This is a genomic window from Achromobacter sp. SLBN-14 (assembly GCF_006715415.1).
GTDB lineage: Bacteria > Pseudomonadota > Gammaproteobacteria > Burkholderiales > Burkholderiaceae_B > Achromobacter > Achromobacter mucicolens.
In genome coordinates this window covers 5519445-5531235 of the sequence record NZ_VFNE01000001.1, presented here as the reverse complement: position 1 = coordinate 5531235, position 11791 = coordinate 5519445, and the positions used below count along the sequence as shown (strand labels likewise).

12 protein-coding genes are annotated in these 11791 nt (G+C 67.3%); 6 read left to right on the top strand and 6 right to left on the bottom strand.

Annotated elements, in window-relative coordinates; genetic code table 11:
- Complete coding sequence (gene glgA / locus FBY20_RS25375; RefSeq protein WP_142055305.1) at positions 1-1569, bottom strand: glycogen synthase GlgA; 1569 nt, start codon at positions 1567-1569, stop codon at positions 1-3.
- Positions 1570-1820: 251 nt separating this feature from the next.
- Here glgA and FBY20_RS25370 point away from each other — a divergent pair, with 251 nt between their 5' ends.
- From FBY20_RS25370 to FBY20_RS25345, 6 genes are all read left to right on the top strand, one after another.
- On the top strand, positions 1821-3593 hold the full coding sequence (locus tag FBY20_RS25370) for a thiamine pyrophosphate-requiring protein (RefSeq protein ID WP_056318750.1): 1773 nt from the start codon (positions 1821-1823) through the stop codon (positions 3591-3593).
- 39 nt (positions 3594-3632) lie between these two features.
- Positions 3633-3833 (top strand): hypothetical protein, encoded by a 201-nt coding sequence (locus FBY20_RS25365; RefSeq protein WP_142055303.1) that lies wholly within the window; start codon positions 3633-3635, stop codon positions 3831-3833.
- A gap of 89 nt (positions 3834-3922) precedes the next feature.
- Positions 3923-4264 (top strand): YqjD family protein, encoded by a 342-nt coding sequence (locus tag FBY20_RS25360; RefSeq protein WP_056317742.1) that lies wholly within the window; start codon positions 3923-3925, stop codon positions 4262-4264.
- Between the two features lie 232 nt (positions 4265-4496).
- A complete protein-coding gene (locus FBY20_RS25355) occupies positions 4497-4925 on the top strand; it encodes a PRC-barrel domain-containing protein (protein ID WP_056317745.1) in 429 nt (142 codons plus the stop codon).
- Between the two features lie 21 nt (positions 4926-4946).
- Complete coding sequence (locus FBY20_RS25350; protein WP_056317749.1) at positions 4947-5633, top strand: hypothetical protein; 687 nt, start codon at positions 4947-4949, stop codon at positions 5631-5633.
- 168 nt (positions 5634-5801) lie between these two features.
- A complete protein-coding gene (locus FBY20_RS25345; protein WP_056317753.1) occupies positions 5802-6911 on the top strand; it encodes a DUF748 domain-containing protein in 1110 nt (369 codons plus the stop codon).
- A 19-nt stretch (positions 6912-6930) separates the two neighbouring features.
- On the opposite strand, the gene FBY20_RS25340 is transcribed toward FBY20_RS25345, so the two are convergent.
- Genes FBY20_RS25340 through FBY20_RS25320 form a run of 5 tightly spaced genes read right to left on the bottom strand, consistent with a single transcriptional unit; the run spans position 6931 to position 11767 of the window.
- Positions 6931-7689 (bottom strand): S9 family peptidase, encoded by a 759-nt coding sequence (locus FBY20_RS25340; protein WP_056317755.1) that lies wholly within the window; start codon positions 7687-7689, stop codon positions 6931-6933.
- The gene (locus FBY20_RS25335; RefSeq protein WP_142055301.1) at positions 7676-8806 is read right to left on the bottom strand and encodes a DUF3182 family protein; all 1131 of its coding nucleotides are present in this window, start codon (positions 8804-8806) and stop codon (positions 7676-7678) included. Before FBY20_RS25335 ends, FBY20_RS25340 begins: the two co-directional genes overlap by 14 nt.
- Before the next feature lie 8 nt (positions 8807-8814).
- Positions 8815-9816, bottom strand: coding sequence for a lysylphosphatidylglycerol synthase domain-containing protein (locus FBY20_RS25330; RefSeq protein WP_142055299.1), 1002 nt, complete (start codon positions 9814-9816; stop codon positions 8815-8817).
- The gene (gene clsB / locus FBY20_RS25325) at positions 9813-11003 is read right to left on the bottom strand and encodes a cardiolipin synthase ClsB (RefSeq protein WP_142055297.1); all 1191 of its coding nucleotides are present in this window, start codon (positions 11001-11003) and stop codon (positions 9813-9815) included. Before clsB ends, FBY20_RS25330 begins: the two co-directional genes overlap by 4 nt.
- Positions 11000-11767 (bottom strand): endonuclease/exonuclease/phosphatase family protein, encoded by a 768-nt coding sequence (locus FBY20_RS25320; RefSeq protein WP_056317766.1) that lies wholly within the window; start codon positions 11765-11767, stop codon positions 11000-11002. The genes clsB and FBY20_RS25320 overlap by 4 nt, the downstream gene beginning before the upstream one ends.
- Positions 11768-11791 lie beyond the last annotated feature (24 nt).

Here is an 11791-nt window from a genome sequence, read left to right as displayed (position 1 = left end):
TTAGATGGCGGCTGGCAGTGCGCCGCCCGCTCGCGGCTGGCGGCGGCTGACGGCGGCAACGTCGGCGGGTTGCAGGGCCGAGGCGGGCGCCGCATCGCGATACTCGGGTTCCACCAGCGACCGGTACAGGCTGGCGTACAGGCTGACCGCGGCGCGCCAGCCGAAATCGCTGCTCATCGCGTTGCGCTGCATCAGCCGCCAGAGAATGCCGTGGCCGCGCAGGTCGATGGCGCGGTCGATCGCGGCGCTCATGGCCTGCGGCGTGTCGCCTTCAAAAAGCACGCCGGTGGCCGATGCCATGGCCGACAGCGGGGCGCGCGGACCGGGATCCTGGATCGTATCGGCCATGCCGCCGACCCGCGAGCCGATCGGCAGGGTGCCGTAGCGCATCGCATAGAGCGGGGTCAGGCCGAACGGCTCGAAGCGGCTGGCATGCAGCAGGATGTCGGAGCCGGCGTGCAGACGGTGGGCGATGCCCTCGTCGTAGCCGATATGCGTGGCGCAGCGTCCCGGATAGCGGCGCGCGATGTCCTGCAAGGCTTCTTCCAGCCGGTGATCGCCTTGACCCAGGATGGCGATCTGCAGATTGGGGTGACGGTCCAGCGCGTCGGGAAGCGCATGCACCGCCACGTCCGCCATCTTCTGTTCCGTCAGGCGGTTGCCCATCCCCATCACCGTCGCGCCCAGATCCGGGCGCAAGCCAAACTCCCGTTGCAGCGCCGCCTTGCAATGAATCTTGTTGGTCAGGTCTCGCACCGAATAGCGATGGCTGCGCAGATACGGATCGTGGGCAGGGTTCCACAGCACGTCGTCGATGCCGTTCGGGATCGGCAGCAGATCGTCTGCACGGCTGCGCAGCAGCGCTTCCAGGCCGCACCCGAACTGCGGCGTCATGATTTCGCGGGCGTAGGTGTGGCTGACCGTGGTGACGCGGTCCGCGTAGCGGATGCCGGCCTTCAGGAAGTTAAGCTGCCCCCAGGCCTGAGCGCCGTCGTCGGTGCGGGCCCATTCGGGCACGCCTAACTCGTCGGCGCATGCCATCGGGAACAGCCCCTGGAACGCCAGGTTGTGAATGGTCATCACGCTTTTCACGTCGCGCAGGTCGGCCGCGCGCAGCAGCAGCGGCACCAGGCCGGCATGCCAGTCGTGCGCGTGCACCAGCGTGGGGCGTGCAACGCCCGGCAAGCCCGCCGCCACGCGCACGGCGGCGTGCGCAAGCGCTGCATAGCGCAAGCCGTTGTCGGGGTGCTCGCGCCCGTTCTCGTCGGCGTAGAGGCCGCCACGGTCGTACAGGGCATCGTTCTCAAGCACCAGATAGTCGATGCCGGATTGGGGGCATTTGCCTTCCAGCAGGACGGCCGGACCGCCAGGCAGATCATCAAGCGTGGCCACTTCGCGCACGCGGTTCAGCTTGGCGCGCACGCCCCGATAGGCAGGCAGCAGCACGCTCAGAGGCATTCGCGCCTCCATCAACGCGCGGGCCATGCCGGTAATGGCATCTCCCAGTCCGCCCGTTTTGGCCAGCGGAAAAGCTTCTCCCGCCACAATCAGGGTTCTTGTCTTCGCCATGCTTGCTCCAGTTGATACGCCGAGGCCTTCCCTTACGCAAGCCGTGTGCCCAAACCCGCAGGCACCAGAAAAATTGCGCAATGCAGCACAAATGCGGGTCATCCAAACGATGGAACGACGACGCCGGCCGGACGCCCGCTACGGCCGGTTTGTAATTTTTATCTGCGCCCCTGCGCCCAAATTCCAATCCGGGGCAGGAACGGCGGTTGCTGCATGGAGACGCTTTCAACGACGACCGCATGGAGAAACGTATGGAAACAGTGTCGGACTTCGTGTTGAAGCGGCTGTCGCAGTGGGGCGTGCGCACGGTGTACGGGTATCCCGGCGACGGCATCAACGGGCTCATCGGCGCCTTTGGCCGCACGCAGGAGCCGCTGGAATTCGTACAGGCCCGCCACGAAGAAAGCGCCGCTTTCATGGCGTGCGCCCATGCCAAATTCACGGGGCAGGTCGGTGTATGCCTGGCGACCTCGGGGCCCGGCGCCATCCATCTGCTCAACGGTCTGTATGACGCCAAGCTGGATCATCAGCCGGTCGTGGCGCTGGTGGGCCAACAGGCCCGCAGCGCGCTGGGCGGCGACTACCAGCAGGAAGTGGACCTGATCAGCCTGTTCAAGGACGTCGCGCACGATTACGTGCAGATGGCGACGACGGCCGAGCAAGCGCGCCATATGGTGGACCGCGCCATGCGCATTGCCCTGGAGCGCCGCAGCGTGACCTGCGTCATCTTTCCCAACGACGTGCAGGATTTGCCGGCCGTGCCGGCGCCGCCCCGCGAGCATGGCACGGTGCACACAGGCATCGGCGTGACCTCCCACGCCGCCGTGCCCGGCCCGGACGCGCTGCGCAACGCCGCCGACATCCTGAATCGCGGCGAGAAGGTGGCAATCCTGGTGGGCGCGGGCGCGCTGCAGGCGGGCGAACAGGTCGGCCAGGTCGCCGAGCTGCTGGGCGCGGGCGTGGCCAAGGCGCTGCTGGGCAAGGCGGTGCTGCCGGACTGCCTGCCTTACGTGACGGGCGCCATCGGACTGCTCGGCACGCAGCCAAGCTGGGACATGATGAACGAGTGCGACACGCTGCTGATGGTGGGCACCTCGTTCCCGTATGCGGAATTCCTGCCGCAGGAAGGCCAGGCGCGCGCCGTGCAGATCGATCGCGACGGCCGCAAGCTCAGCCTGCGCTATCCCGTGGAGATCGGGCTGGTGGGCGACAGCCGGTTGACGCTGGAAGCGCTGATACCGCTGCTGGAACCCAAGAAAACGCGGCGCTGGCGCGAGCGTATCGAGAAGCAGGTTTCCGCCTGGCGCGAAACGGTGCATGCCCGAGCGATGGTCGATGCCAAGCCGATCAATCCTCAGCGCCCGTTCCTGGAGTTGTCCAAGCGGTTGCCTGCGCGGGCCATCCTGACCTGCGACTCGGGCTCGGCCGCCAACTGGTATGCGCGCAACGTCGACATTCAGGCCGGCATGATGGGTTCGGTGTCGGGCGGGCTGGCCACGATGGGTTGCGGCGTGCCCTATGCGGTGGCGGCAAAGCTTGCCTACCCGGATCGCCCTGTCATCGCCTTGGTAGGCGACGGCGCGATGCAGATGCTGGGCATCAACGAGCTCATCACCATTGCCCACCGGTGGCAGGACTGGAGCAATCCCACTCTGATCGTCATGGTGCTGAACAACGGCGATTTGAACCTGGTGACGTGGGAACAGCGAGTGATGGGCGGGGACCCGCGTTTTCCGGACTCGCAGTGGTTGCCGAAGTTTTCTTACGCGGAATACGGCCGGATGCTGGGCCTGGAGGGCATCCGGGTGGACAGTCCCGACGACGTCGGACCGGCGTGGGACCGCGCCTTGGCGGCGGGACGTCCTGTCGTGCTGGAGATGGTGACCGATCCCGAGATGCCGCCGTTGCCGCCTCACATCCCGGCCAAGCAGATCGGCGCGTATTTCAAGGCGCTGCGCCAGGAAGACGCCGCCACGGGCGGCGCGGCGCTGCGCGCGACGATCAAGCAATGGTGGGCAAGTTGACAGCCGATTGCATCAGTCTTTTCATTTCAGGAGCACATCATGGCAAACACCGAGGGGACGCGTTCCCCACCGCCCGGACAGGGCGGACAGAAGACCCCGGAACAGGCGCCCGCCGAACAACCCCAGCCCGACGCGCCCGGCGCGGGCAAGGATGAGAAGGGGCACTGGCCTCCGGACAGCATTCCCAATCCCATGCCGGGGGTCGACCCCCAGCAGACGCCGGGTATCGACCGGCTGTGACCGGTCTCGCACGGCTTGCGGCTTGCGGGCCGCGCCTCGCGTGCGCCGTGCCGCGGGGGGAGCGATCCGCACTTTTCAAAGGAGTACACATGAACAAACGAGATAGGCTGCGCGACATGTTCCACACCTCGGACTCGTCTTCGCGGACGATGCGCGACCTGATATCAGGCACCGAGGATTTGCTGCGAAGCACCGCCAGCTACAGCGGGTCGGAGATCGAATCCGCCCGCGACAAGCTCAAGCATCAGCTGGACGCCGCACGCGATCAGGCCCGCGGATGGGAGCGCGCGGCCTGGGACCGGGCGCGCGTGGTGTCGCACGCCACAGATGAATACGTGCATGAAAACGCCTGGAAGAGCATCGCAGGCGCCGTGCTGCTGGGCGTGCTGGCCGGCATCTGCATGATGTCGGACCGCGGCAACCGGCGCTGACGCCAACCCGCGCCGCTCGACCCGCGCGCCGGCCGGGGCCGATCCTGCTCACGCAGGGCCGGCCCCGGCATTTTTGTGGGGCCGCATGTAAGAACTGCCATCTTGTCCAGGCCGGACCGGCGCAAGGCCGGGGCGCCAAGCCGCACGGCGGTGTGGCACAGGGCTTGCTTGGAGGGTGACCTGCATGCCGAACCGTTCGCCATGCAAGACGCTTCACTGAAGGAGACTCACCATGAACCATCCGTTGACAGGCGCCGGCCAGGCGCAAAGCGAAACCAAGATCGTGGGCGGTCCGAAAAACGATCCCAGCGGCCCCGGTCCGCAGATCATGGCGGCCAGCACACTTGAAGGGAACGACGTCTACAACCCGGCCGGCGAATCGCTGGGCAGCATCCAGGAAATCATGCTGGACGTGCCGCACGGGCGCGTGGCGTATGCCGTCCTTTCGCGTGGCGGCATCCTGGGCATTGGCGACAAGCTGTACGCCATTCCGTGGAGCGCGCTGACGCTGGATACCGACCGCAAGTGCTTCGTGCTGAACGTGGACAAGGAGGTGCTCAAGAACGCCGACGGGTTCGACAAGGACAATTGGCCAAGCATGGCGGACGAAACCTGGGCCAGAGGCATTCATCAGTATTACAACCAGCCCCCGTATTGGTAAGCCGTCGTCCCAGAGGAAACCATGCTCCGGGAAGGCAGACTGATTGCGGTTTCTCCCTGCTTTAACGACGCCGTCTGCGGCTGCGCAGGCCTGTTGGCGGCGCGTGCGGACAGCACCGTGCTCACGGTGTATTCGGGCCTGCCGCTGCCCGCTGGTTGCGCCAAAGGCAAGGATAGCGCCGACCGTCTTGCAAGCGTCCGCGACGCCGTCCTTGCCCGCCAGGCCAGCAGCGCGCGGGCGCTGTCGCTGCTGGGCGTGCGCGGCGTGCAGATGGATATGGTGGAAGATCCGCACCCGGACAGCGGCAGGGCCGGGCGGTTGACGGGCGCCCTGGCATCGGCGCTGTCCGCGCTGCGGCCGCGGGTGATCCTGATGCCGCTGGGGCTTTGCGGGCCGGCGCAGCTGCAAGTGTCGGATGCATGCCTGACCGCGCGCGCGCTGTTTCTGCGCGTGGAGTGGATCGCCTATGAAGAGGTCGCGGACGCCGAGCCGGGCGCGGTCCAGGAGCGGCTGGCCAGTCTGCTTCGCCATCGGATCTTGGCTTCGCCGTTCGACGCTTGCGCCGAGGGCGACGTCACGCGTGCCCGTCAGCGCGCCCTGGCTGCGCGCAACAGCCTGGCGGCAGACGTGCAGGCGGGGCAGCTTGGCGCTTTGCCATCCCGTCCCGAACGCTACTGGCGCCTGTCCTGGCGGCGCGAGCTCGTTTGACCAGCATCGAGACGGTGAGGCCAGGCGCCGTCTCATCCTTTTCGAGCATTGATGAATGATTCCGCATCCCGGACGATGCTCTAGGTTGCGCAGGCCGCCGCGCCTCGCTATGGTGCAAGGGGTGTGGCGCCGGCGGCGCCGGTGATTTGTACAACTTCGGAAACCAAGATGAGTTCGAACGCAGCCGACGCGCGTGGCCGGTCAGGCTGGGGCACCGCCCTGGCGATACTGCTTCTGATCGTAGCCGTCCTTGCGGTGCTGGCGCTGGCCGCCACCCGCGTGGTCGAACAGCGCATCGCCAGCATTCTGGGCCCCCGCAGCCAGGTCGGCAACGTGCAGGTCGGCCTGCGGCAGGTAGTGCTGACCGACGTTACCGTACCCGGCGCATCTGGCCAGCCCGGCGCGCGCGCCCAGCGCGTTGAACTTGAACCGGAGTGGACCGCCTTTCTGCGCCGCGAAGCCGTGTTCAAGCGCATCATCATTGACGGGTTCGATTTCGCCGTGGTGCGCAGTCCGGACGGCGACATGCAGATATCCCCCGCGCTGCAGGCGGCGCTGCGGGCCGGCGTGGGGGATGGCAAGACGCGGCGCAACGGGCCGATCCGCGTCGCCGAGCTGATCCTGCGCGATGGCCGGCTGGAATACCTGGACGGGGCTGTCTCAAAGCCGCCGCATCGCATTCCCTTCAAGGACGTGCAGGCGCGGCTGCAGCCGGTGGTCATTCCTGGCGATGGCACGTCCAGCGACATGGAATTTACCGGCAAGGTCGAGGACAACCGCAATGGCGAGTCGACGGTGCGCGCGCGGGGCAAAGTGGTGATCGGCGGCACGGACGCCGACATCACGGTCGCGGCGCGCAACATGGACGTGCGCCATGCCGCGCCTTATCTGGCCGAGAACGGCGCCGGCTCGCTGTCGGGCGGTTCGATGGACCTGGACATGAAGACGTCGATTGCCCGCCATGAGCTGAAGGCCTCGGGTGCCGTGGCCTTGCACAACCTGAAGTTCAGCGGCGACGGCAGCCTGTTCTCGTTGCCGCGCAAGGCAGTGCTGGCGGCCATGAAGGACAAGAGCGGCACGGTCCGGTTCGACTTCGCGTTGGCGGGGAGCCTGGATAATCCGAAGTTCTCGGTCACGCGCGGCTTTGCGGCGCAGGTGGCGCAAGGCTTCGGACACGCCATTGGGGTGGGCGCCGAAGGCGCCGCGGAAGGGGTCGCGGGCGCCGTCAAGGAATTGGGCAACGCGTTGTCGGACCTGCTCAGCCCCGCCAAGCCCTGAGCCGTCGCCGGGTAGCCGCCTAAGGCAGCGGGCGCGGCCGGCCGACCCGCGCGCCCATGACCATTTCGGTCACCCAATTCACCAGGATCGACGTATAGGCCTGCTGCGAGGCCTTGTCGCTGAGGGCGTGATCCGCGCCATCCAGGATGCGGTGCGTCATCGAATGGGACCGCCGGAAGGCCGAACGGTAGTTCATGATCGTCGAGTGCGGAATGTACACGTCGTGCTCGGCTTCCACGATCAGCACGTCGCCGGTGAAGGTGGCGCAAGAGGCCAGCGCGCGGTTGCTTTCGGGCTCGATATGGGTGTTGCGATACGCCCGCAGGGTTTCGCGGTTGAGCTGGTTCTTGGGCAGCATCCATTCGTCGTCGCGGTACAGCGCGGGCACGTGCAGGGCCAGCCAGCGCACGCGGCGCAGTCCGCTCAGGATGGCGGCCAGGTAGCCGCCGTAGCTGCTGCCCACTACCGCGACCGAGCCGCTGTCCAGCGACGGGTGCGCCGCAAGCCGGTCGTAGGCCGCCATGACGTCGCGCAGGTTGTCGTCGCGCGACACCTGCATCTGCTGCGCCTGCGTGGCGGCATGGCCGCGCAGGTCGAACGTCAGGCACACGCATCCCAGCGCGGCGATGCCCTTGGCGCGGGCCAGGTCGAACTTCTGGTCGCCGCCCCAGCCGTGAATGAACAGCACGCCCGGCACCTTGCTCTCGGGCGTCAGAAACGTGCCGGCCAGCTGCTGGTCCGCCACGTCGATTTCGATTGGGTCGCTAAAGGCGGCCATCGTCGTCCTCCAGAATGCCCCCGGATTTGGTGATCATACCCACGGCGGAGTCTTCGCCCCGGTACACGTATTGTTCTGACGTCGGCGGCGGTTCGTCCGCGCCATAGCGCTCGCGCGTGAAGGCGGACACGGATTTAAGCGATGGCGACAGCATGAACGCCTGCAGCGCGGACAGTTCCGCAATGCTGGCGCCGCCCGCCCGCCACGATTGCTCCAGCACGCCGGCGCGCGGTTCGCCTCGGGCATTGCGGCCCACGCCCACGTCGTAGTTGCGCCGGGACGCGAAGAAATCAGGATAGGCGGTGGATACCGCCGTGTCATAGCGGCAGCTCAAGTCCACCGCCTGCCGTTCTTCGTCGGTCAGGTTCAGCGCCCGCAACTCGTCGAAGCCCCCGCGGGCAACGGTGAGATTCGAGCCGCCGTACACGGAGACGCCATTGTTGTCGGGCGTCAGGCACTGCGTGCCCACGTACGACGCTTCCAGCTTGCCCACGCGCACCCAGCCCACGCTGTAGGTCTCGATCTGCGCCAGGTCTTCCTCCAGCACGAGGCCCAGGCGGCGCACGGATGCGGCGTCCTGTTCGCTCAGCGCGGCTCGCAATTCCTGCGCGTTGCGCACGACGATCTGCCCGCGGCCCGCAGTGGCGTCGGCTGGCTTGACGCGGAATGCGCCTTCCTGCAGCAGCCGTTCCCCGGCCCGGTAGGCGTCCTCCAGCGTGAAGGCGGTGAAGCCGCGAAGCACGACCTCCTCGAGCGCGCCGGCCAATGATCGCGCCCACCCCTGCGGCACCCGCGCCTGGGCGTCGACGACGCCATGGGTGATGGATTTGGTGGCGACGAAGGCATGCGGCGTCACGCCGCCGAACAGGTCGGCCGCGCGCGTGATGCCCAACTTTGCCGCGCGGGCCAGGCTGGTGATGCTGCGATCCGGCACGTAGTAGGGCGGTGGTTCGCCGCGATTGCGGGTCGGCCGGAAGTCCGGGGCGAACCGTCGTCCCAGCAAGGCGGCGACGCGCAACGCCAGCGCCTCCTGCGAGGCGATATCGTGTTCGGACGCAGCGGCGCGCCGCGGATAGGCGGCGACGGTTCCTGCGGAGTCGGGTCGGAGTCTACTCATGGCGGTCCTCATTGCACGCGGCTTGCTTGGCCTGGGGGAGCGGCGTCCGCCTTGCGCCGACGCATGCCCAATTTCAGCTCGATCAGGGGATACGCGATCAGCGCCAGGCACAGCGGCGCCAACGCATAGACGGCCCGGTAGGCCAAGGCCGCGCCCAGCACTTCAGTGGGCGGAATCTGGGATCCCAGCGCGGCCACGAAGATGGCCTCGGTGGTGCCCAGTCCACCGGGCACGCGGGTGATGACCGACGCGAAGCTCGTGCAGAGCAGGATGCCCAGCACCGCCGGGTAGCTTGCCTTGCCCTGCAGCAGCACGTAGCAGATGGCGCCCATCAGGGACCAGGACAGCGCCGCCAGGGCGCATTGCGCCACGGCCATGCGGGCGCGCGGCAGCGTGATGTGGTGGCCCATCCACGTGACGCTGCGGCGCCGGGCCCGTGCGCACGTCACGACGTACGCAATGCCCAACGCCAGCAGCGCAAGTCCCAGGATGCGCAGCATGCCGGAGCCGATTTCCCAGCCCGCCGGCACCGGCACCACGCCCAATGCGAACACGATGCCCGCCAGCCACGCATAGCCGATCCAGTTCGATGCCGCCGCAAACAAGGCGACGCGGGTCGCGACAGACTTGCGGCAGCCCAGCCGCGTGTAAAGCCGCAGCCGTGCTCCCAGGCCGCCCACCAGCACGCCCAGGTTCAGGTTCAGCGCGTAGCTGAGCATCGCCACGCCCAGCGCCTTGGGCGCGGGCAGGTGGTGGCGCGTGTATTTCTTGCCCAGGAGGTCCAGGCTGCCGTACGCAAGGTAGCCCGCAACCACCAGTCCGGCCGCGATGGCGATGGTCTGGCCGGGAATCTTGCGCATGGCGACCCACACCTGGGGCCAGTCCACGGAGCGGCCGAAGTAGTACAGCAGCCCGGCGACCACGATCAGCACCAGCACGGGCAGCACGCGTTTGATCCGGGGCCAGCGGCGCCTCAACGCCCGCATGGGTGACGAATGCAGGATCTTCATGCGGTCTCCCTTCCGGTATCCGCCGTCATGGATTGCAGGCGCGGCTTGTGGGCCGGCAAGCTGCCCGCCCAGGCGGGGAACCGCCGCAAAAAGTGGAACACCACCACGCCCAGCCACAGGCGGCGCAGCCGGCGCCGCGAGTTCTTGGCCATCTCGACCGGCCGGCAGTCTTCGGCAATCAGCCGGTCCAGGCTCTTGCGCAGGGCTGCGTTCAGCGACGCGTCCCGCACCACGACGTTGGCCTCCAGGTTCAGCGCCAGACTCAGCGGATCCAGGTTGCTCGAACCAATCGTCGACCAGTCATCGTCCACGCACGCGACCTTGCCGTGCAGCGGTTGCTTGCAGTACTCATGGATCTCCACGCCCGAATCGATCAGGTAGTCGTACAGCATCGACGCGGCCAGGCGGGCGACCAGGACATCCGGCTCGCCCTGCAGCAGCAGCCGCACGCGCACGCCGCGGCGGGCGGCCTTCACCAGGTCGCGCAGCAGGTGGTATCCCGGAAAGAAGTAGGCATTGGCGATCAGCACGTCCGAGCGCGCCGAGCGCACGCCCGCCCGGTAGTAGCGTTCGATGTCGCTGCGATGGCTGATGTTGTCGCGCACCACCAGCCGCCCGCCGCCGTCGCCGGCGGGCAGGGGATCCATCCGGGCGGGGCGGCGCCGCAGCCGCCGCTTGCCGTTGCCCAGCTGCGCGCGCGCGTAGTCGGCAATGTCGGCCGCCAGCGGCCCTTCAACCAGAACGGCGTAGTCCTGCTTCGCTTCCGGCCCATAGTCGGGCAAATGGTCCGCGGAAAAATTGATGCCGCCGATGAACGCGCGCTCGCGGTCGATGCCCACGATCTTGCGGTGCATGCGCCGGAACACGTTCGTACGCACGCCCAGAAAGCGCGGGCGCGGATCGAATACGTGAAAGCGCACGCCGGCCTCGGTCATCGCGCCGATGAATTCTTCGCTCAGCTCGTCGGACCCGTAGCCGTCGACCAGCAGGTCCACGCTGACGCCGCGCTTGGCGGCGCGGATCAGAACCTGCTGGATATCCCGGCCGACGGTGTCGTCGAACAGGATGAAGGTTTCCACCAGCACTTCGCTCTTGGCCGCGTCGATGGCCTCGACGACGGCGGGAAAGTATTCCGTGCCGTTTTCCAGCAGGGTATATCGGTTGTTTTCGCGCCAGCCCAGGTTCATAGCGCAATCTCCGCGCAAATCGGCACATGATCGGAAAGGCGCGACCAGACGCGCGATGCCAGCGGCACCGGCTTCCAGTCGCGCACACTGCGTACATAGATGCGGTCCAGCCGCAGCAGCGGCCAGCGCGCCGGGAAGGTGCGCGCGGGCCGGCCCAGACGCGACGTGAAAACCTCCTGCGTGCCGCAATCGCGCATCAGCGTATCGGCGCGCAGCCGCCAGTCGTTGAAGTCGCCTGCAATCAGCAGCGGCTCGTCCGCGGGCACGCCGTGGGACACCAGCTCGCACAGCCGGCGCAATTGCTCGCCCCGGTGGCGCTCGAGCAGCCCCAGATGCACGCAGATGGCGTGCACGGGCGACGCAAGGGAAGGGGGCCGCAAGACGCAGTGCAACAGGCCCCGTCCTTCATGGCCATCGACGCTCACGTCATGGTTCTCGTGGCTTTCGATCGGGTAGCGCGACAGGATCGCGTTGCCATGATGTCCCTCGGGGTAGACCGCGTTGCGGCCATAGGCGAAGTCCGTCCACAACGTGTCGGCAAGAAATTCATACTGCGACTGCGCCGGCCAGGAATCGTGGCGCCCGGCGTGCGTCTGGTGTTCGCCCAGGACTTCCTGCAGAAAGACCACGTCCGGGGAGGCGGTGCGCAGCGCCTCACGCAGGTCGTGCAGCATGAAGCGGCGGTTGAAACTGGTAAAGCCCTTATGGGTGTTGACCGTCAACACCGTCAGCGTCGTGGCGTCGAGGGAATGCGAAGCGGGCATGAAAACTCCGGCAGATGCGATCTG